This is a genomic window from Hydrogenophaga sp. PBL-H3 (genome assembly GCF_010104355.1).
GTDB lineage: Bacteria > Pseudomonadota > Gammaproteobacteria > Burkholderiales > Burkholderiaceae_C > Hydrogenophaga.
Genome location: NZ_CP044972.1, coordinates 2356800 through 2378011, shown reverse-complemented (window position 1 = coordinate 2378011; position 21212 = coordinate 2356800). Strand labels below are relative to the sequence as shown.

At 64.2% G+C, this 21212-nt stretch carries 19 protein-coding genes; 11 read left to right on the top strand and 8 right to left on the bottom strand.

Annotation, left to right across the window (positions count from 1 at the left end; genetic code table 11):
- The first annotated feature begins 197 nt into the window (after positions 1-197).
- The 4 genes from guaB to F9Z44_RS11050 all read left to right on the top strand — a co-directional run bounded on the left by guaB (position 198) and on the right by F9Z44_RS11050 (position 4675).
- Complete coding sequence (gene guaB, locus F9Z44_RS11065) at positions 198-1667, top strand: IMP dehydrogenase (RefSeq protein ID WP_159606105.1); 1470 nt, start codon at positions 198-200, stop codon at positions 1665-1667.
- A gap of 71 nt (positions 1668-1738) precedes the next feature.
- Positions 1739-3355, top strand: coding sequence for a glutamine-hydrolyzing GMP synthase (gene guaA, locus F9Z44_RS11060; RefSeq protein ID WP_159606103.1), 1617 nt, complete (start codon positions 1739-1741; stop codon positions 3353-3355).
- Between the two features lie 16 nt (positions 3356-3371).
- Positions 3372-4010: an FMN-binding negative transcriptional regulator gene (locus tag F9Z44_RS11055; protein ID WP_159606101.1), complete on the top strand. Its 639-nt coding sequence runs from the start codon at positions 3372-3374 to the stop codon at positions 4008-4010.
- Positions 4007-4675: an SGNH/GDSL hydrolase family protein gene (locus tag F9Z44_RS11050; RefSeq protein WP_159606099.1), complete on the top strand. Its 669-nt coding sequence runs from the start codon at positions 4007-4009 to the stop codon at positions 4673-4675. The genes F9Z44_RS11055 and F9Z44_RS11050 overlap by 4 nt, the downstream gene beginning before the upstream one ends.
- Here the strand turns inward: F9Z44_RS11050 and opgC are convergent.
- Both opgC and nhaA read right to left on the bottom strand, forming a co-directional pair.
- Positions 4655-5797 (bottom strand): OpgC domain-containing protein, encoded by a 1143-nt coding sequence (opgC, locus tag F9Z44_RS11045; protein ID WP_159606097.1) that lies wholly within the window; start codon positions 5795-5797, stop codon positions 4655-4657. The two genes, F9Z44_RS11050 and opgC, sit on opposite strands and share 21 nt — an antisense overlap.
- 25 nt (positions 5798-5822) lie before the next feature.
- Complete coding sequence (nhaA, locus tag F9Z44_RS11040; RefSeq protein ID WP_159606095.1) at positions 5823-7178, bottom strand: Na+/H+ antiporter NhaA; 1356 nt, start codon at positions 7176-7178, stop codon at positions 5823-5825.
- 123 nt (positions 7179-7301) lie between these two features.
- Here nhaA and tadA point away from each other — a divergent pair, with 123 nt between their 5' ends.
- Together tadA and F9Z44_RS11030 are read left to right on the top strand one after the other, a co-directional pair.
- Positions 7302-8681, top strand: coding sequence for a tRNA adenosine(34) deaminase TadA (gene tadA / locus F9Z44_RS11035; protein WP_159606093.1), 1380 nt, complete (start codon positions 7302-7304; stop codon positions 8679-8681).
- Positions 8682-8721: 40 nt separating this feature from the next.
- Positions 8722-9654 (top strand): LD-carboxypeptidase, encoded by a 933-nt coding sequence (locus F9Z44_RS11030; protein WP_159606091.1) that lies wholly within the window; start codon positions 8722-8724, stop codon positions 9652-9654.
- 45 nt (positions 9655-9699) lie between these two features.
- Here F9Z44_RS11030 and F9Z44_RS11025 read toward each other — a convergent pair whose 3' ends face one another.
- Entirely contained in the window at positions 9700-10035 is a 336-nt protein-coding gene (locus tag F9Z44_RS11025) for a hypothetical protein (RefSeq protein WP_159606089.1), read from the bottom strand.
- 348 nt (positions 10036-10383) lie between these two features.
- On the opposite strand from F9Z44_RS11025, the gene F9Z44_RS11020 reads away from it, so the two are divergent.
- Both F9Z44_RS11020 and F9Z44_RS11015 read left to right on the top strand, forming a co-directional pair.
- On the top strand, positions 10384-11304 hold the full coding sequence (locus F9Z44_RS11020) for an FHA domain-containing protein (RefSeq protein ID WP_442907191.1): 921 nt from the start codon (positions 10384-10386) through the stop codon (positions 11302-11304).
- 73 nt (positions 11305-11377) lie between these two features.
- A complete protein-coding gene (locus F9Z44_RS11015; RefSeq protein WP_159606087.1) occupies positions 11378-13867 on the top strand; it encodes a penicillin acylase family protein in 2490 nt (829 codons plus the stop codon).
- Between the two features lie 12 nt (positions 13868-13879).
- Here F9Z44_RS11015 and F9Z44_RS11010 read toward each other — a convergent pair whose 3' ends face one another.
- Genes F9Z44_RS11010 through F9Z44_RS10990 form a run of 5 tightly spaced genes read right to left on the bottom strand, consistent with a single transcriptional unit; the run spans position 13880 to position 18132 of the window.
- The gene (locus F9Z44_RS11010) at positions 13880-14680 is read right to left on the bottom strand and encodes an ABC transporter ATP-binding protein (RefSeq protein WP_159606085.1); all 801 of its coding nucleotides are present in this window, start codon (positions 14678-14680) and stop codon (positions 13880-13882) included.
- A 26-nt stretch (positions 14681-14706) separates the two neighbouring features.
- On the bottom strand, positions 14707-15846 hold the full coding sequence (locus F9Z44_RS11005; protein ID WP_159606083.1) for a succinylglutamate desuccinylase/aspartoacylase family protein: 1140 nt from the start codon (positions 15844-15846) through the stop codon (positions 14707-14709).
- A gap of 21 nt (positions 15847-15867) precedes the next feature.
- A complete protein-coding gene (locus tag F9Z44_RS11000; RefSeq protein ID WP_159606081.1) occupies positions 15868-16581 on the bottom strand; it encodes an ABC transporter permease in 714 nt (237 codons plus the stop codon).
- A gap of 10 nt (positions 16582-16591) precedes the next feature.
- Positions 16592-17278: an ABC transporter permease gene (locus tag F9Z44_RS10995; RefSeq protein WP_159606079.1), complete on the bottom strand. Its 687-nt coding sequence runs from the start codon at positions 17276-17278 to the stop codon at positions 16592-16594.
- Between the two features lie 11 nt (positions 17279-17289).
- Positions 17290-18132 carry an ABC transporter substrate-binding protein gene (locus F9Z44_RS10990; RefSeq protein WP_159606077.1) on the bottom strand — a complete coding sequence of 281 codons (843 nt, stop codon included), beginning with the start codon at positions 18130-18132 and terminating at the stop codon, positions 17290-17292.
- Positions 18133-18398: 266 nt separating this feature from the next.
- Between F9Z44_RS10990 and F9Z44_RS10985 the strand changes: the two genes are divergently transcribed.
- From F9Z44_RS10985 to F9Z44_RS10975, 3 genes are all read left to right on the top strand, one after another.
- A complete protein-coding gene (locus F9Z44_RS10985) occupies positions 18399-19232 on the top strand; it encodes a VC1465 family Xer recombination activation factor (RefSeq protein WP_159606075.1) in 834 nt (277 codons plus the stop codon).
- Between the two features lie 583 nt (positions 19233-19815).
- On the top strand, positions 19816-20643 hold the full coding sequence (locus tag F9Z44_RS10980) for a VC1465 family Xer recombination activation factor (protein ID WP_159606073.1): 828 nt from the start codon (positions 19816-19818) through the stop codon (positions 20641-20643).
- 159 nt (positions 20644-20802) lie between these two features.
- The gene (locus F9Z44_RS10975; RefSeq protein ID WP_159606071.1) at positions 20803-21168 is read left to right on the top strand and encodes a hypothetical protein; all 366 of its coding nucleotides are present in this window, start codon (positions 20803-20805) and stop codon (positions 21166-21168) included.
- The last annotated feature ends 44 nt before the right edge of the window (positions 21169-21212 follow it).

Genomic DNA, 21212 nt, shown 5'->3' with positions numbered 1-21212 from the left:
GGTTTTGGGGAGTTGGCTTGTGACATTTCTTGAGTTTAGCCCCGAGTCCAGCAGGCGCCGCGCGCGCCTGACGCCCCATTGGGCACGAGCCGCCGCAGTGGTGGTTTTTCGCCACTGAGCGGTTGGTATTGCGTGCGCCGAGGCACGGGTTTGCCCTCGGGTCGGCCGGCTACAATCGACGCTTTTGGAGCTTTCCCATGCGCCTACTCGGCAAAGCGCTCACCTTCGACGACGTGTTGCTGGTGCCAGCGTACTCCCAGGTCCTGCCCAAGGACACATCCCTTGCCACCCAGTTCTCCCGCAACATCCAGCTGAACCTGCCCTTGGTTTCTGCGGCCATGGACACGGTCACCGAGGCCCGTCTGGCAATCGCGATTGCGCAAGAGGGCGGCATCGGCATCATCCACAAGAACCTCACGCCGCAGGAGCAGGCCGCCCAGGTGGCCAAAGTCAAGCGCTACGAGTCGGGTGTGCTGCGCGACCCGGTGGTGATCTCGCCGCAAACCACCATCCGCCAGGTGATGAAGCTCTCGGATGAGTTGGGTATCTCCGGTTTTCCAGTGGTCGAGGCTGGCCGGGTGGTCGGTATCGTCACCGGCCGCGACCTGCGTTTCGAGACCCGCTACGACTTGCCGGTGAGTGAAATCATGACGCCGCGCGAGCGCCTGATCACCATGCCCGACGGCACCACGCCGGCCGAGGCCAAGACCTTGCTCAACAAGCACAAGCTCGAACGCCTGCTGCTGGTCAACGACGCCTTTGAGCTCAAGGGCCTGATCACGGTGAAAGACATCACCAAACAGCTCAACTTCCCCAATGCCGCGCGCGATCCGTCGGGCCGCCTGCGTGTGGGCGCAGCAGTGGGCGTGGGCGAGGGCACTGAAGAACGCGTGGAAGCGCTGGTGAAAGCCGGCGTCGATGCCATCGTGGTGGACACCGCGCACGGTCACAGCAAGGGCGTGATCGATCGTGTGCGCTGGGTCAAGCAGAACTACCCGCAGATCGACGTGATCGGCGGCAACATCGCCACCGGTGGCGCTGCCATGGCGCTCGTCGAAGCTGGTGCCGATGCGGTGAAGGTCGGTATCGGCCCGGGTTCGATCTGCACCACGCGCATCGTGGCCGGCGTGGGTGTGCCGCAGATCATGGCCATCGACAGCGTGGCCACCGCTCTGCAGGGCACGGGCGTGCCGATGATTGCCGATGGCGGCATCCGCTACAGCGGTGACATTGCCAAGGCCATCGCGGCCGGTGCCAACACCGTGATGATGGGTGGCATGTTCGCCGGCACCGAAGAGTCGCCGGGCGAGATTGTTCTGTTCCAGGGCCGCAGCTACAAGGGTTACCGCGGCATGGGCTCCATCGGTGCCATGCAGCAGGGCAGCGCCGACCGCTACTTCCAGGAAAGCAGCACCGGCAACCCCAACGCCGACAAGCTGGTGCCCGAGGGCATTGAGGGCCGCGTGCCCTACAAGGGCTCGGTCGTCTCCATCATCTTCCAGATGGCCGGCGGCCTGCGCGCGGCCATGGGCTACTGCGGCTGCCCGAGCATCGAGCACATGCGCCACAAGGCGGAGTTCGTCGAGATCACCTCAGCGGGTATCCGCGAGAGCCACGTGCACGACGTGCAGATCACCAAGGAAGCCCCCAACTACCGAGCAGAATAAGCGCCCATGCGCCAGTGGCCGTCCTGATGGACGGCCTTTTTGCTTTCTGAACAGCCCAACCAGACAACACCATGCAGCACCAGAAAATCCTCATCCTCGATTTCGGCTCCCAGGTCACCCAGCTCATTGCCCGCCGCGTCCGCGAGGCGCATGTGTACTGCGAAGTGCATCCCTGCGACGTGAGCAGCGACTGGGTGCGCGAGTTTGCCGCCGACGGCCAGCTCAAGGGCGTGATTCTCTCGGGCAGCCACGCCAGCGTCTACGAGGTGGACGACAAGGCACCGGACGCGGTGTACGAGTTGGGCATCCCGGTTCTCGGCATCTGCTATGGCATGCAGACCATGGCGCAGCAACTGGGCGGCAAGGTCGAGGGCGGCCACACGCGCGAGTTCGGCTACGCAGAAGTGCGCGCCAGGGGCCACACCGCGCTGCTGAAGGATATTGCCGACTTCCACACGCCCGATGGCCACGGCATGCTCAAGGTGTGGATGAGCCACGGCGACAAGGTGACCGAGCTGCCGCCCGGCTTCAAGCTCATGGCCAGCACCGAGAGCTGCCCCATCGCCGGCATGGCCGACGAAGCGCGCCACTTCTACGCCGTGCAATTCCACCCCGAGGTCACGCACACAGTACAAGGTCGGGCGATGCTGGAGCGTTTTGTGCTCGACATCTGCGCCACCCGGGCCGACTGGGTGATGCGCGACCACATCGAAGAGGCGGTGCAGAAGATCCGCGAGCAGGTGGGCGATGAAGAAGTGATCCTGGGTCTGTCCGGCGGCGTCGACTCGTCGGTGGCCGCGGCGCTGATCCACCGCGCCATCGGCGACCAGCTCACCTGCGTGTTCGTCGACCACGGCCTGCTGCGCCTGAACGAGGGCGACATGGTGATGGACATGTTCGTCGGCAAGCTGCACGCCAAGGTCATCCGCGTGGACGCGGCCGATCAGTTCCTCGGCCACCTCGCTGGCGTGAGCGAGCCGGAGGCCAAGCGCAAGATCATTGGCCGCGAATTCGTTCAGGTTTTCAAGGCTGAAGCCGCCAAACTGATCTCAAGTGGTGCATCAACAAAAGGCGCCAAGTGGTTGGCACAAGGCACTATTTATCCAGACGTGATCGAATCGGGCGGCGCCAAGAGCAAGAAGGCCGTGACCATCAAGAGCCACCACAACGTGGGTGGCCTGCCCGAGCAACTGGGCCTGAAACTGCTGGAGCCGCTGCGCGATTTGTTCAAGGACGAGGTGCGTGAACTCGGCGTGGCGCTGGGCCTGCCGCACGACATGGTCTACCGCCACCCCTTCCCTGGCCCCGGTCTGGGCGTGCGCATTCTGGGTGAAGTGAAGAAGGAATATGCCGATCTTCTGCGCCGGGCCGACGCGATCTTCATCGAAGAACTGCGCTCCACCATCGACCACCCCAGCGGCAAGAGCTGGTACGACCTCACCAGCCAGGCCTTTACCGTCTTCTTGCCGGTGAAAAGCGTGGGTGTGATGGGCGACGGCCGCACCTACGACTTTGTGGTGGCCCTGCGCGCGGTGCAGACCAGCGACTTCATGACCGCCGACTGGGCCGAGCTGCCTTACGCGCTGCTCAAGAAGGTGTCCAGCCGGATCATCAACGAGGTTCGCGGCATCAACCGCGTGACCTACGACGTGAGCAGCAAGCCGCCGGCAACGATCGAGTGGGAATGATCCTGGAGTCGCGAGCATGTACCTGCCACCCCAGTTTGCGGCCAAAGATCCAACCATTGCGCTGGAGTTGATCCGCGCGTACCCGTTCGCCAGTCTCATTTCCACCGACGACGAGGGCCTGCCCTTTGTCACACCGCTGCCCCTGCACCTGGTGGAGGAGGATGAGGCCGGTGGGGGTGGCCTGACGCTGCTGGGTCACGTGGCCCGGCCCAACCCGCACGCAGGCTACCTGCGCCAGCGTGCCACCGCGCTGGCGGTGTTTCAGGGCCCGCAGGCCTACATGACGCCGCGCGTCTACCCCGATCTCACCCGGGTGCCGACCTGGAGCTACCTGGCCGTGCACGCCAAGGTGCAGGCCACCTTCATCGAATCGTTCGATGACAAGGACCGCTTGCTCAAGCACCTGATCCATGACCACGATCCGGCGTACGACCCGCAGTGGCGCGCGCTGCCCGAGGACTACCAGCACAAGATGATGGGTGGCATTCACGCCTTCGAACTGCGGGTGGTCGATCTGCAATGCAAGGTCAAGCTCAACCAGCACCGACCTGAATCCCATGCCGCCATGGTGGCGGCCTACGAAGCGGGCAATGACAACGAGCGTGCGCTGGCCGGCTGGATGCGCCGCCTGGGACTGACGGGGCAGGGCGCATGAAACGCCGGAACTGGTTGCTGGCGGCGGCTCTGCTGGCGCCGTCGATCTGGGCGCAAACGGTCCTGCCGGCCGAGCAGCGCTGGAAGAGCGAGCTCGACGCCTTTGCGGCCGCCGACCGCAAGCAGATGCCCGCCGCGGGCGGTGTGCTCTTTGTGGGCAGCTCGTCGATCCGCATGTGGAGCGGCCTGGAGACCGCCTTCGCGGACCAGCCGCTGGTCATCCGGCGCGGATTCGGCGGCTCGCGCCTGTCCGACAGCGCCGACCTTGTGCATCGCCTGGTGTTGCCTTACCAGCCACGCCTGGTGGTGCTCTACGCGGGCGAAAACGACATCGCCGAAGGGGCCACGCCACACGACCTGCTCGGCCACTTCGTGCGCTTTGTGCAGCAGGTGCAAAGCGCCTTGCCCACCACGCGGATTGCCTACATGTCCATCAAACCCAGCCCCTCCCGGCTGGCGCACATGGCGGCCATGCGCGAAACGAACCTGCTGATCCAGACCCACGTGCTGGCGCGCGACAACCTGGATTACATCGACGTGCACACCGCCATGCTGGACAACGACGGACGGGCGCGACCCGAGCTGTTCGTGCGCGATCAACTGCACCTGAGCGCCGAGGGCTATGGCCTGTGGCGCCAGATCGTCTCAGCGCACCTGCGGCCCTGAGCGCCACGCCACCCCCGTGCGCCGGCCATGGTGCTCGCGTGCTTCCACCGCCATGGCCACCGCATACAGGCCGGCAAAGGCACTGGCGAGCAGAGCGATGTCGGTGCTCCACGGACGCACCACCTCAGGCGAGCCGAAGAAGGCCAGCGTGAACAGGGCAATCACGATGTGGGCGCAGAACACCGACAGGGAGTTGCGGCCCAGCAGCTCCAGCGGTAACGGGCGCGGCATCACCCGCGTCAGCCAGGGGCCGAAAGACACCAGCAGCACGAACACACTGGCGAAGTTCAGCACGCGCAGGGGCCCCAGGGACCATTTGTCCAGCAGCAGGCCCACAGCGGGCACGCCGGGCATCGGATCCTGACCCACCATGTGGCGCCACAAGAGCATGCCTGCGGCGTACACCGCAGCGGGCACAAGGCACCAGACGGGCATGCGAGGCAGCGGCAGCTGACGCGCGCCCATCCACAGGCCGGCCACCCACAGCGCCTGCCAGGCGAACCAGTGGAAGGCGCCCATGTCCTTGTAGGGAATGGGCAGGCCAGAAAGACCCACCGCCCATTCGTACAAGGCCAGACCCAGCCCCCACTGCTCAGCCAGCCAGAGCAGGGCGCTGACCGCGAGCACACCGCCCCAGCCACGTCGCAGGGCAAGGCGCAGCAGCCACGGGCTGACCAGCATGAGCGCGATGTACAGCGGCAGGATGTCCAGCAGCGGCGGGTTGTGCAACAGCAGGGCGGCGCCCACCACGGCCGCTTTGGGGTCGATGAAGAAGAACTCGAGCAGGCCGGTCACGCCGCCTTGCTGGTTGTGCACACCCAGCCAGGCGATGAGCGTGAACGCCAGCAGCAGCAGGCCGAGCTGGCACAGGTAGAGCTTGAGCGCGCGCTCGTGGAAGGCCGCCTGCATGGCCGGCAGGCCGTCTCGCCGCGCACGGGCTCCGTACACGCGGCCCGCCATGAAGGCGGAGAGGAACACGAAACCCTCGGCCGCCGAGACAAAGCCGAACGGCTGGCCCGATGGCAACGAGTACATCGTCGGCATGTGGGTCAGCGTCATCAGGACGAGCATGAGGCCCCGCAGGGCGTCGAGCTCCCAGCGGCGTTGTGGGGCGTGTGGCATCAGGGTTAACCAGAAGAATGCGCGATCATGCCAGAGGGGCGCTGCGGCGCGCGTGCCTGGCCTGCCAAAAGCCCCAGGCCAGACCGAGCACCGCAGCCACCAGCGAGGCCAGCAGCACCCCCAGCTTGGCGGCGTTGAGCAGATTCGCCTCGTCGAAGGCCAGCGTGGCGATGAAGATCGACATGGTGAAGCCGATGCCCGCGAGCAGCCCGACCAGGCAGACACCGGGCCAGTTCACGCCCGGTGGCAGGCGGCACCAGCCCAGGCGCACGGCCAGCCAGCTCGCCCCAATGACGCCCAGGGGCTTGCCCAGCACGAGCGCCAGCACCACGCCCACGGTGACAGCCTGCGCAGCGCCCTGGCTCAGGTCCACGCCATCAAACGTGACGCCCGCGTTGGCCAGCGCGAACAGCGGCATCACGCCGAAGGCCACCCAGGGATGCAGCGCCATCTGCACCCGGGTCACCGGCGGCATGAGCTCGCGCTGCGCCCGCCGCAGCAGCCGCAGCGGACCCGCGAGCTCGTGCGGCGCACTGTTGGCGCGGGCATTGAGCTCATCGAGCGCGCGCGAGACTGCGTCCAGCGGTTGCTCGCGCATGCGACTGGGCAGCACCGGCGTCATCAGGCCCAGCACCACGCCGACCAGCGTGGGGTGCACGCCGGTCTGCAACAGACCCAGCCACAGCACCGCGCCCGGCACCACATAGGCCCAGGCCGAGCCAACACCAATTCGCTGAAGACCCAGCACCATCAGCACACCCAGGCCAGCCACCAGCAGACCGCTGAAGTCCAGTCCGCCCGAGTAGAACACCGCGATGATCAGCACCGCGACGATGTCGTCGATGATGGCCAGGGCCAGCAGGAGCACGCGCACATTGCCCGGAATGGCGCGACCCAGCAGCGCCAGCACACCCACCGCAAATGCGATGTCGGTCGCGGTGGGTACCGCCCACCCGCGCAGCTGCGTGGGTTCGGTATTGAGCGCCACATAAATCAACGCTGGCACCAGCACCCCACCGAGCGCGGCCGCCAGGGGCAGGGCAGCCAACCGAAGGCTGGCCAGCGCGCCCTCGTGCATTTCGCGCCGGATCTCCATGCCCACGACCAGAAAGAACACCGCCATCAAGGCGTCGTTGATCCAGAAATGCAGGGACTGGGAGAACACCTGGCTGCCCAGGCCGATCAAGACCGGGGTGTGCCACAGCGCGTGGTAACTGCTGGCTGCGGGCGAGTTGGCCCAGACCAGCGCAATGGCGGCGGCCAGCAACAGCACGATGCCGCTGACGGCTTCGGTGTGGAGAAAACGCTCAAGGGTGGAGAAGGTGCGCTCGGCAAGAATCTGGGCGCGCGGCAAGGTTTGCCGAGGGGTGTTTCGGTTCATGGTCGTGACAATTCCGCGTGGCGGCCCGACCAGCGCAAAGAACCTGTTTCGCCGCGATGTGCAGCGCGAACACCCTCTTCTATTTTACAGGGTGGGGTATCGGGGCTCGCCTACACTCCCCGCATGCCCTTTGAGCCCGACCACGACGACGCCCGTTTCATGCATCTGGCGCTGGACGAGGCCCGAGCCGCCGCCGAGATCGGCGAGGTGCCGGTGGGTGCGGTGGTGGTGAAGGACGGGCGCGTGATCGCCACCGGACGCAACGCGCCCATCGACGGACACGACCCCACCGCCCACGCCGAAATCGTCGCGCTGCGCGCGGCCGCGCAGGCGCTCGGCAACTACCGGCTGGAGGGCTGCTCCCTGTATGTGACGCTGGAGCCCTGTGCCATGTGCAGCGGCGCCATGCTGCATGCGCGCCTGGCGCGCGTGGTGTTCGGTGCGGCCGATCCCAAGACCGGCGCCGCCGGTTCGGTGCTCAATCTGTTCGACCACCCGCAGCTCAACCACCAGACAGTGGTGCGGGGCGGTGTGCTGGCCGAGGAGGGTGCGCAACTGCTGCGCGGTTTTTTCAAGGAGCGACGCGTGAACCCACACCCCCTGCGCGACGACGCGCTGCGCACACCCGACGATCGCTTTGACAACCTGCCCGATTACCCCTGGGCACCACACTACCTGAGCGACCTGCCCGCGCTCGGAGGCCTGCGCCTGCACTACCTCGACGAAGGGCCAGCGGACGCGCCGCTGACCTGGCTCTGCCTGCACGGCAACCCGGCCTGGAGCTACCTGTACCGCAAGATGATTCCGGTGATGCTCGCCGGTGGCGGTCGGGTTGTGGCGCCCGACCTGATCGGTTTCGGCCGCAGCGACAAGCCCAAGAAAGACAGCGCGCACACGTTCACATGGCACCGCCAGGTCCTGCTCGAATTCATCGAGCGACTCGACCTGCACAACGTGGTGCTCGTGGTTCAGGACTGGGGTGGCCTGCTGGGCCTCACGCTGCCGATGGAGGCGCCAGCGCGCTACCGTGGCTTGCTGGTAATGAACACCACGCTGGCCACCGGCGAGACACCGCTCTCACCCGGCTTCCTGGCCTGGCGCACCATGTGTGCGCAAAACCCCGAGTTCGATGTGGCGCGCCTGTTCTCGCGCGGCAACCCGCAGATGAGCGCCGACGAATGCGCCGCCTACAACGCGCCATTCCCCGACCGCGGCCACCGCGCCGCACTGCGCGCTTTTCCCGCCATGGTTCCTGAACACCTGGACGACGACGGCGCGGCCATCGGTCGCCGGGCGCAGGCGTTCTGGTCCAACCAATGGACGGGGCAGAGCCTCATGGCGATCGGACAGAAAGACCCGGTGCTGGGCGAGCCGGTGATGCGGGCTCTGCGTGCGGCGATCCACGGTTGCCCCGACCCCATGCTGCTTCCTGAAGCCGGTCATTTCGTGCAGGAACACGGCGAGGCCATTGCACAAGCCGCGGTGCGCCATTTCAGCGCCTGAGCGCCTCGATAATGGTTGCCTTTTGCAGCGCCCCGAACCCATGAGCCACATCTACATCTATTCCCCCTCCAGCGCGGTGCGCGACAAGGCCGCGTTCCGCCGAGGCGTGGCGCGGTTGAAGGTCCTCGGGCACGAGGTGGAGATCGATGAGGCGGCGCTCGCCAGTCACATGCGTTTTGCGGGCGACGACGAAACGCGGTTGGCGGCCATCGGACGTGCCGCGGCCAGTGGTGCCGACGTGGCGCTGATTTCCCGCGGGGGCTACGGGCTCACGCGCATCCTGGGCGCGTTGCCCTTCAAGAAGCTCGCCAAGGCCATCGAAAACGGCACGCAGTTCGTGGGCCTGAGCGACTTCACCGCCCTGCAAATGGCCCTGCTGGCCAAGACCGGCGCGCTCACCTGGGGCGGACCGGCATTGGGCGAAGACTTCGGTGCCGAGGCGCCCGACGACATCATGGAGGCTTGTTTCGACGACTTGTTGATCGGACACGGTGAGGGCGCGGGATGGCGCTTGCCCGCCTCCGACCTGTCGTCAATGAAACCCGGCAAAGCCGACGCAACACCGGCCCTGCGGGTGCGCTCCGCCACCTTGTGGGGCGGCAACCTCAATGTGATGTGCTCCCTGGTGGGTACGCCTTATCTGCCCGCCATCACGGGGGGCATCCTGTTCCTGGAAGACACCAACGAACATCCGTACCGCATCGAACGACAGCTCACGCAACTGCTCAATGCCGGCATATTGGGTCGGCAAAAGGCGGTGCTGCTGGGATCGTTCAACCGGTTCAAGCTGATACCCGGATACGACCGGGGATTCAAGCTACAGACCGTGGTGGACTGGCTGCGCACCCAGACCAAGACCCCGGTGTTCACCGGTCTGCCGTTCGGGCACGTGCCCACCAAGGTGTTGCTGCCCGTGGGACAGAAAGTCGATCTGATGGTGGAAGGGCGTGACGCCCTGATTTACTGGGGTTGAGCCAACGGCGGTGGTGTTCAGCGCCGTGAAGCTCGCGAGCGGTGCTTACCTGCTGCGCAGCCGGGAGGAATCGATCAGGCTCTTTGGCACCAAGCCTTGAAACACCGGAGACAAGCTCTGGACCCGGTGCACTGCCAGTGCTTCGCCATGCAGCTGGCTCAGGACGGCAACCATTTCGGCACGCGCAAACCACAAGGCGTGGGGATCGTGGAGGTATTTGAGACGCCGAACCAACTGCGGGTTGATCTGTGCACCATCTGCGCCCAGCACATCCAGCATGGCCTTGCGCACGGGCTCAAGCGCTTCCCCCGGGTCCTGATGGACCTCCGGCCCCAGAAGGGCGGAAATGCTGTTGCGAATACCGGGTTTGAACCAGCGCATGGAGTTGACCTCAACGACTTTTGTATGAATCCATACGTAGGATACGTTCTCTCACACCGGTCGCGCAATCCCGCACATCGAATTCCCTTGCAAAAACAACATGCAAATCAAAGGTTTACGGCGATATTTTTATCCCATGCTTTAGGTTTGTAGTACCTTTTGTATCAATTCCGGGAAAACATGAGATTGCGGATTAATACCCCGGTGCGTGAGCCTTTGGCGCGGACGCAACAAAGCTTGTGAAAACTCCGTGCGCACGTGTTTGTTCGTGACAAGGCGTTGCCAAGGGCCTGTGCTTTAATCCAGCGCATATTCTTTTGCTCTATGGCTGAACTGACAATTGCGTTCGTGGATTTGACCGGAAGCGTCTCGGTGTTTGAAACACTGGGAAACGACCGCGCCACGATGGTGGTGACCAAGCTCACCCAGTGGATTGGGGCCACGGGCGTGGAACACGGCGGCACCGTCGTGAAGATGCTGGGCGACGGCGTTTTGCTGTCTTTCTCCAGCAACCGCCTGGCGGTGGAAGCCATGGTCCAGATCCAGCAAGAACACGCCAAGCGGGTGGTTCAGTGGCCCAACCGCCTCAAACTCATGATGCAGATCGGCATGGCGCGAGGCCAGGTCGTGCTGGTCGACGGCGACTGTTTCGGGGATGCGGTCAACCTCGCTTCGCGCCTGAGTGATCTGGCCGGTGGCGAACAGATTCTGGCAACAGACAACGTTGTGCAAGACTTGGGTGCCCGCACCCCGGTTCGCAGCCGCAGTCTGGGGCCCATCCGGATCAAAGGTCGCACCGAGCCGTGCGAGGTGTTCCGAATCGAGTGGCAACAGGAAATGCTCTCCGAGTTCCTGACTTTGCCTGCCGATCTGCATGCACTCCTGCCGCCCAAGGACGTGGGCATGGGCGGAATCGAGCTGGCGTGGCTGGACACCAGCCGCAGCTTCGGCGTGACCGAACTGCCCTTGAAGATCGGGCGTGTTCCGGAAGCCGAATTTGTGGTCAGTGATCCACGCGTGTCCCGCATGCACACCAGCATCGACATCCGCTCCGGCAACTACGTGCTTGAAGACATCAGCAGTTATGGCACATGGGTGCGCTTTGCGGGGGGCGACAACGTGATCGCGCTGCGCCGTCAGGAATGCATGCTGCACAACGACGGCGAGATTGCGCTGGGCGCACCGTTCTCCGATTTCAGCGCGCCAACGGTCAGCTTCAAGCTGGTCAACGGCAATATGGTGCTGGGTCGCACGCCCCCTCGAAGCTGACCGCATCCCTGTCGGGTTGCAGCCACGTCATCGCTGGCGGTGAACCGTTTTCCAAAAACACGCAGGAGACACCATGCGCTGGATCAAACGCTTCTTCAAGCTTCTGGTGGTGCTGCTGGTTGCAGCGGCGGTGGTGGCCGCCATCTATGCACAGCGCAGCTTGCCGCAGATGAATGGACGTCTTGCGTTGAGCGGGCTGGGCGGTCCGGTGAAGGTGCACCGCGACGCCAGCGATGTGACACACATCCTGGCCAGTCGACCGACCGACGCGTGGAAGGCCATGGGCTACGTGCACGCGCAGGAGCGGGGCTGGCAGCTGGAGTTCAACCGACGCGTGATGCGTGGCGCGCTCTCTGAAGTGCTGGGCTCAGCCACCCTGGAAACCGACAAGCTCATGCGCACGCTGGGTATCCGCGAGGCGGCGAAGCGGCAGTGGGAGGGCCTGCCCGCCGATGCGCGCCTGGCCCTGGAGGCCTACAGCGAAGGGGTCAATGCGTTCTTTGCCAACAGCTCCCAGGCGCTGTCGCCCGAGTTCGTCCTGCTGGGTGTGGATCCCGGTCCCGAGGCCCGGGCAGGCCGTTATTGGGATCCACTGGACAGCGTGGGCTGGTCACTCATGATGGCGCTGGACCTCGGAGGCAACTGGGGCAACGAATTCGCACGACTCACCGCCCTGCAAACCATCGACACGCCGGCACTGTGGCAATTGTTTCCACCGTACCCCGGTGAGCCGCCTGCGGCCACGGCCGACCTGGCCAGCCTGTACCGGGGCATGGGGGTGTACCGAAGTGCGCCGACCGCCACCTCGTCGGCCCAGCCCGAGCGCTCGCAGAACATGGCCGCGCTCATCGGGCGCGACATGGAGCGATGGGCCAACGAACTGGGCAACATCGAAGGCAAGGGCTCCAACAACTGGGTGGTGTCGGGCTCGCGCAGCCAGACCGGCATGCCCTTGCTGGCCAACGATCCCCACCTGGGGTTGAGCGCGCCCGCCATCTGGTATTTCGCACGGCTGCAGGCGCCCGATGCGGACGGCGTCAAGGGCATGGACGTGATCGGCGCCACCTTGCCCGGCACGCCGTTTGTGGTGCTCGGACGCACCGAGAAGGTTGCATGGGGGTTCACCAACACCGGGCCCGATGTGCAAGACCTCTACATCGAGCAGATCAATCCGGCCAACCCGGCGCAATACCGGGTACCGGGCAGCACCACCGAGCCGGTCTGGGCCGACTTCGGCCTGCGCATGGAAACCATCCGCGTGAAGGGCCAGCCAGACGTGAGCCACATGGTGCGCAGCACGCGCCACGGCCCGGTGCTGAGCGACGCACAGGCGCGCCACGGCGAGGTCATCGACACCCGCCGTTTTGTGTTGGCCCTGCGCTGGAGCGCGCTGGACTCCGACAACCGCAACGTGGTTGCCACGCTCGAGTCGAACCGCGCGCAGTCGGTGGCCGATCTGACGAAAGCGTTCGCCGATTTCCATTCGCCGATGCAGAACGCGGTGATGGCCGATCGCAGTGGTGTCATTGCCTACAAGGCGGTGGGCAAGATCCCCGTTAGGGCGGCCGACAACGACATTCGCGGCGTGGCCCCGGCGCCGGGCTGGGATGCCAGGTACGACTGGGCAGGCTGGTTGCCCTATGAAGACACGCCGCAGGACGCGGGCGAACGGGGGTGGATCGCCACCGCCAATCAGCGCATTCACGCGGCCGACTACCCCCACTTCATCACGCAGGACTGGGCGCCCGCGTACCGCCAGAAACGCATCGAAGCGATGTTGCAGGCCACGCCACAACACACGGTCGCATCGTTCCAGGCCATGCATGGCGACCTGCAATCGGCTGCCACGGTGCGTCTGCTGCCGTTTCTGCAAAAGACGCCATCGAACCACCCGCTGGCCGCCGCGGCGCAGGAGCAATTGAAAACGTTCAACGGAGAAATGCGGGCCGACCTGGCCGCGCCGCTGATTTACACAGCCTGGATCGATGCCTTCACGCGCCAGGTGGTGGGGGAGCGCCTCGGCCAGGCACGCTTTGAAAGCGTGTACGGCAAACGCCTGTTTCGCAACGCGGTGGAAGGCATCCTCGAGCGCAACGACACCGCCTGGTGCGGCGCGGCCGGTTGCGAGGCGGCCAGCACGCGGGCGCTGGACCGCGCGCTTGATCAGTTGCGCGAAAAGCAAGGCAACGACGTGGCCAAGTGGCGCTGGGCCGACGCCCACCCGGCGATTTCCATCCACCGACCGATGAGCAATGTGAAGGCACTGGCCCCGCTTTTCGAAGTGCGCTCGCCCACGGGTGGTGACCCGTTCACGATCAATGTGGGGCAGTACCACCTGGACAAGATGGATGCGCCGTTTGCCAACCGGCACGCAGCCAGCCTGCGCGCCATCTACGACCTGGCCGACATGGACAACTCGCGTTTCATCTACCAGACCGGGCAGAGCGGCAACGTGTTTTCAGGCCGTTACCGCGACATGAGCAAGACCTGGTCGGCGGTGGAGTACCGCCCGCTCACGATGAAACCCGGCGAGTGGACTTCAACACTGGAGCTCACGCCCTGACACAGGGTGGGGCTACTTGAGATTGCCGGAGAGAAACTGAGCGAGGCGCTCGCTCTTGGGCCGGGCCAGCACTTCAGCTGGCACGCCCTGTTCTTCGATGCACCCCTTGTGCAGGAAGATCAGGTGCGAGGACACCTCGCGCGCGAAGCCCATCTCGTGCGTGACCACCACCATGGTGCGGCCTTCCTCGGCCAGCAGCTTCATCACGCGCAGCACCTCGCCCACCAGTTCGGGGTCGAGTGCACTGGTGGGTTCGTCGAACAGCATCACGTCAGGCTCCACGGCCAACGCGCGCGCAATCGCCACGCGCTGCTGCTGACCACCGCTCATGTGCGACGGATAGCGGTCTTCGACGCCCCGCAGGCCCACACGCTCCAGATAGCGGCGCGCGGTCTCCACCGCCTTGTCTTTCGGGATGCCCAGCACATGCACCGGCGCTTCGATGATGTTCTGCAGCACCGTCATGTGGGCCCAGAGGTTGAAGTGCTGGAACACCATGGCCAGCTTGGTGCGCAGGCGCTGCAGCTGCGCGGCGTTGACCGCGCGCAATTCGCCCCGCTTGTCGGCCTTGAGTTGAAGCTCTTCGCCGGCCAGGATGATGCGGCCAGCGTTGGGGTTCTCCAGCAGGTTGATGCAACGCAGCAGCGTGCTCTTGCCCGAGCCCGAACTGCCGATCAGGCTGATCACGTCGCCAGCGCGTGCTTGCAGCGACACGCCTTTGAGCACTTCGTTGGAGCCAAAGCGCTTGTGGATGTCCTGGACTTCCAGCAAGGGTCGGCCGGGCGTTCGGGTGGCGTTGGATTCTGCAGTCATGTTCGATACCCGATGGGGATGAAAACTCAGGCGCCCAGCAGGTCGCCGGAGCGGAACGGTGTGGCGCCGGCAATCTTGCCGACTTCACCGCCTGAAACGATGTAGCGCTCGCGCACGGTGGCATACAGCACGCCCGAGACCTCGGCGCGCACCTCGTGCACCCGTGCAAAGTCAGCGGCTGTGGGGTCGATCACCTCGGCGACTACGTCGCCCACGTCCAGACGGGCACCTGGTTTTGCGAGAAACACGAGCACGCCCGGTACGGGTGAACGCAGCGTCTGCGAGCCCGCCAGCGGTGTTGGCCTGCAGGCCATGGGCGGCAGCGGGCGAACAGCGGTGGCGGCCAACGCGCCTGCGTGTTCCAGAAAAGCAAAGATCGCCTGAGCGTCGTGTCGGGCGGTGTCGTGCGAAACATTGTCCTCGCCACGCAGTTCCACGGTCGTGCTGGCACAGGCCTGAGGCAGGGGCGCGCTCAAGCCTGCGGCGCGCAGTGCAGCGGCCAACTGCCACCACAGACCCGACAGACGCTCATCGAAGGGTCCTCCACCGGACTCGCGAGCCAGCAGCACGGCCTGGCAGCCGAGCAGGCGCGCCAGTGGCTCGAACGGTGGCCAGCAGGCTTCCTCGCTGTAGAGGTGCATCACTGCGTCGGTGTCGCAGTGGAGGTCGAGCACCAGGTCGGCGTCGTGGGAGAGCAGCAACAACCGCCGGCGCATGCAGTCGAGCTCGCTGGTGGGCTGCCATTGGGCAAGCCACTCACCCACGAGCTGGCGCACCGTGGCCACGTTGGCATGGGCATTGGGACCCATGCGAGACCTGGCATCGGCCAGCACCGCGGCGGCCATGTCCGGGTAGTGGCGGTTGAAGTTTTGAGCCGTGTCGAACTCGAAGCGTCCCATGGCACGGTGGTCCAGGCGCTGGCTCAGGCCGATCGGGTTGGCCGCCGGCACCAGGACGATCTCGCCCCGAATGAGTCCCGCCTTTTCGGCCTCTACCAGGCGCTCACGCAAGTGGTGCGCGACCAGCATGCCGGGCAACTCTTCAGCATGCAGGCTGGCCTGTATGTACACCTTGGGGCGGGCACCGGGCACACCAAAGTGAAAGCCAACCAAAGTCTTCTGGCTGCCCAGGCTTGGACTCAGCAGGGGGTATTCAGTGCGTTGCATGTGTCGAGTGAGACGGGGCCCTCAATGCCCGCGCGGTGCCAGGTGGGCCAGGAAACGCCGCTCGGCGAGCTTGAAAGCGCCCACCAGGCTGAATGTGATGGTGAGGTAGATCGCGGCCGCAAAAATGTAGGCCTCGAAGGGCAGGTAGAAGTCGGAGTAGATGCGGCTGGCGGCTGCGGTCACGTCCAGCATGGCGGGCACGGTGCTGGCCAGACTGGTGGCGTGCAGCATCATGACCACCTCGTTGCTGTACGCCGGCAAGGTCCGGCGAATGGCGCTGGGCAGAACGATGCGCCGCATGGCGGTGGCCGAGCTCATGCCCATGGCCTGCGCGGCCTCGATCTCACCAGCAGCGGTTTCCCTGATCGCTCCGGCGAGCATCTCGGCGGTGTAGCCTGCGGTGTTCAGACTGAAGGCGAGCAAGGCACAGAAGAACGGCTCCTTGAAATGCGTCCAGGGCCACACGTCGTTCCAGCGCGCCTGGATCCAGTCCAGTTGCGCCAGGCCGTAATAGATCAGATAGAGCTGAATCAGCAGCGGCGTGCCTCGGATGACATAGGTGTAGGCGCCGACGAGCCAGCGCAGCGGTGCCACCGAACTCGTCAGTGCCAGTGCGAACAGCACGGCGAGCACCGTGCCCACGCCCAGCGAAGAGAGTAGCAACCAAAGGGTTGTGATGAGACCCTCGCCATACATGGCCAGGGTGTTGGGCTGAAAGATGACTTCCCATTTCATGGGTGGGTGCTCAGGTGTTGGCGCGTTTCACGCCCAAGCTGAAGCGGCGGTCCAGCCAACGCAACGCCCACAGCGAGACGGAGGTGTAAACCAAGAACAACGCAGCGGCAAACAGGAAAAAGGTGAACGGCTCGCGGGTGGCAGCGCTGGCCTGCTTGGCAAGGTAGGTCATTTCCTGCAAGCCAATCAGGCTGATGAGGGCGGTTGCCTTGATCAGGACCAACCAGTTGTTGGTGAAGCCGGGCAAGGCATAGCGCACCATCTGGGGGGCCGTGATGCGTAAAAACGTGCGCATGGGGCCCATGCCGAAGGCCCAGGCCGCTTCCATCTGCCCCTTTGGAATGGCCAGAATCGCGCCGCGGAAGGTCTCCGTCATGTAGGCACCATAGATAAACCCGATCGTGAGCATGCCCGCGAGAAACGGATTGATGTCCACCGATGACTTGCTGCCCATCGCTTCGAGCAGGTGGTTGAGCCCAATGGTGCCGCCGTAGAAGATCAGCAACATGAGCACCAGCTCAGGGATACCGCGCACCAGCGTGGTGTAGACGCTGGCCAATCCCACGAGAATGGGGCGGCCCGACAGCTTGGCCACTGCGCCCATCAAGCCCAGCAAGATCGCCACCGCCAGGGCGGCCAGTGAGACGCCCACCGTGAGGAGGGCGCCCTGCAGGATGGAGGCGAAATAGCCGGACAAGACGCAATGACTCAGTTGCCGTAGACGTCGAAGTCGAAGTACTTCTTGCTGACCGTCTCGTAGACGCCGTTCGAGCGAATGGCCTTGATCGCGGCGTTCAGCTCATCCTTGAGAGCGGTCTCGCCTTTGCGCAGGGCCACGCCAACGCCGGTGCCAAAGTACTTGGAATCCGCAAGCACAGGGCCAACGAACCCGTAGCCGGCGCCTTCAGGCTTGCTCAGGAAGCCGCCATTGACTTCAACCTGGTCAGCCACGGTGCCGTCCAGACGGCCGGATTTGATATCCAGATAGACCTGGTCCTGGGCCTCGTAGGGAACCACATTCACGCCCGCGGCCTTGAGTTCACCCATGGCGTACTTCTCTTGCGTGCTGCCTTTGAGCACGCCGATCTTCTTGCCCTTGAGAGAGGCGGCGTCTGTGAACGCCGTGCCTGTCTTGACCACGATGCGGCTGGGCGTGAAGTAGTACTTGTCGGTGAAATCCACCACTTGCTGGCGTTCTTCGGTGATCGACATCGAGCTGATGATGGCGTCGTACTTCTTTGCTTGCAGGCCCGGGATCATGCTGTCCCACACTTGCTCGACGTAAACGCATTTGCGTTTGATCTGGTTGCACAGTGCTTCGGCGATGTCCACGTCAAAACCAGTGGGTTTTCCATCGGCAGTTTTGAAGGTGAAAGGCTCGTAGGTCGGGTCGATTGCGACCTTGAGTTCAGGCAATTCGGCCGGTGCAGCAGCAGGAGCAGCAACAGGCGCTGCTGCAGGGGCCGCTTCGGGCGCCGGGGTTTCGGTTTTGCCGCAACCAACCAGGGTGGCTGCGCCAATCAGACTCAGAGACAAAAACAGGTTTTTCATGGACATCTTTCAATGGCGGCTAAAGAATCGCCAAGTGGGTTGAGACAAGCGTCTGGATTGTAGGTTGACGCATCCCGGTGCTCCGTAACAGGGCTGCTGGTGTTTCCCCGCATAGTAGGGATGCGCGCCCTCGATAAGGCCTGTGAATCCAAAGCAAGCTTCAAGCCTGAGGAGCACACCAACCTTCGATCATTAACTTTACATAATATACATCGTGGAATATCAAACCACCACCAAGGAAGCGGCCCTGCAGCCCTGAGACCCGCATGGAACAAGCCCACCGGTTCAAAGCCATGTACACCCGCCTGGGGTTTTCTGTGGCCGATGCTGCGAAGTTTCTTCAGGTGACGCCGCGCACGGTGCACGCCTGGATTTCGGGCCGTGTGCGCATCCCGTACGCGGCCTACAAGCTGTTGCGGGTCCAGCTGCACTACGAGCTGCCCGGGGACGCTTGGAGCGGCTGGAGCTTGAGCGCAGGCAGGCTGTACACGCCTGAGGGCCACGAGCTGAGCCCGCATGACTTCTCCTGGTGGTCATTGCTGTGTCGCAAGGCTTCGATGTTCACCGCGCTCTACGCCCAGCAGCGAGCGGCTGGGCGGACTGCGACGGGCCAGGCCATCGCGCAGCTGGCGGAGCCAGGCGCGTGGCCAGGCACGGCGAAGTGCGGCCCGACCGACGCAGTCGGGCGGCCGGCGCAGCCGGCCGGCCCTAATTCATTCTTAGAACACTTTAGAAATGTGGCCTACCTTGCGGACGGCCCGCTGCCCCTTGATGCTGCGGAATCGATAGCAAGCCCGAAAAACATTTCACACTATGAAAAGGAGGCCTGTATGGCAAGAAAACGAACTCGGCAGCTTGGCGGTAGCGGCGGGGGCACTGGTGGCCGGGCGACTCGCCTGGGCGTGGCTCAGATTCGCCAGGAAGACATCAACGAGCTTCGCAGGACCGGCAAGTTGCCTTTGGAGGGGTCGCCCCTGTTGCATCGCCTTCTCGGGCGCTCTGTGGCCTCTGTGGCCGCTCGGGAGTGGACTGACGTGACTGGGGGTGCTGGCGTCGTTCTGGTGGACGGCAAGCCGGTTGATGTGAAGGGGGGTGTTTGACCTGGCGTAGGCGCCGCTGTTGTTGTTGGCCAGCGTTGTGAAACGTCGCTCTTAATGCGAGGCGCCCAGGTGGTGAGACACCCAGGCGCTTCTAACCAAACCGAACTGTATTGGAGTTACGAAATGGCTAAGGCTGATCTTATTGTTGAATCGTTGGTCAAGGTAGAGCATGAGGCCTCTTACATGGAGATGCTCATGGAGACGTTCAGTGACCTCGGTGGCGACCACAACGTCCCTTCGTGGTTGCTCGTGGTGTGGGATCGTTCTCGCGCCTTGCAGGCTGCTGTAGATGCTTTGGGCGTCGTTGTGCGTCGGGATGCCCTTCCCTATTTGGCCGACCTCGATCGTGCGAAAAACGGGGGGATGGGGGGTATGCCCCCCATGGTGACAAAGGTGATGGCGGGCCAATCGGCCCCTTCGCGGACGTAACTCAGTTACCGCCAATTAAGTCCCTCGCGGCCTGATTGGCGGTATTTATTTACGTACCCATTGAAGGAAATTCGCTATCATGACTAATGCACGATATACATCGTGGAATATAAAACCACCACCGAGGAAGCGGCCCTGCAGCCCTGAAACCCGCATGGAACAAGCCCTCCGGTTCAAAGCCATGTACACCCGCCTGGGGTTTTCTGTGGCCGATGCTGCGAAGTTTCTTCAGGTGACGCCGCGCACGGTGCACGCCTGGATTTCTGGCCGTGTGCGCATCCCGTACGCGGCCTACAAGCTGTTGCGGGTCCAGCTGCATTACGAGCTGCCCGGGGACGCCTGGAGCGGCTGGAGCTTGAGCGCAGGCAGGCTGTACACGCCTGAGGGGCACGAGCTGAGCCCTCACGACTTCTCTTGGTGGTCGCTGCTGTGCCGCAAGGCTGCGATGTTCTCGGCCCTCTACGCGGAGTCAGCTTCACGGGCTGGGCGGGCTGTGGCGACGACGGCCGGGCATGCGCAAGCGTGCCCGCCGGCGGCGGCGCTGGCCATGCCGCCCACCGACGGTGGGCGGTCGCCGCAGGCGACCGGCCCTAATTCATTCTTAGAACACTTTAGGAAATGGGAGAGAGTCGCCGACGGCGGGCTGGCGCTTGATGCTTCGGAATCGATAGCAAAACAGGAAGAAATTCCACAACATGAAAAAGGAGCCTGTATGGCCAGAAAACGAACCCGCCAGCTTGGCGGTAGCGGCGGGGGTACTGGTGGCCGTGCGGCTCGCCTCGATGTTGCTCAGATTCAGCAGGAGGAGGTCACCAAAGCGCGCAGGGCGGGTGAGTTGCCGTTCGAGGGGTCTTCCCTGCTCCGTGGCCTGTTGACGCGCTCTGTGGCCGATCTGGCGGCCCGGGAGTGGGCGGCGGTGACGGGGGGCGCTGGTGTGGTTCTGGTGGACGGTAGGCCCGTCGATCCGGGGGCGGTGAAGTGACACCCATGTCTGTCTGGCTGGCGTTCCCGCTGGCCCTGCTGGCCATGCTGATCGGGAGGGCCGTGCTCGAAGCCCTCATGTAGGCGATCAAACGCGAGAACGCCCAGGCATGCAGGCCCGGGCGTCTCTGACCAAACCGAACTGAATTGGAGTTACGAAATGGCTGATGCCGATGTTATCGCCACCACTGGTGGTGCGCTTGAAGATGCAATGCTGCAACTCACGTATTTCGTGAAGGTGTGCGACAGCTTGGACAGGGACAGCGAGTGTCCTTTGGTGTTTGTGATGGGGAACATGGTGCGTGAGGTGAATGTGGCCATGGAGGCCTACCTCACGGCTGTTAACACCCGTGCCCTGCCCTTGCTGCGGGATATGGCTTCGTTGACCAAGGCCAACGGTGTTACGCCCCCTGCTGCTGTCCAGGCCTATGCGGATCGGAACGGTTTGCCGCCTGGGGGGATGGGGGGTGTGCCCCCCATGGTGACAAAGGTGATGGCGGGCCAATCGGCCCCTTCGCGGACGTAACTCAGTTACCGCCAATTAAGTCCCTCGCGGCCTGATTGGCGGTA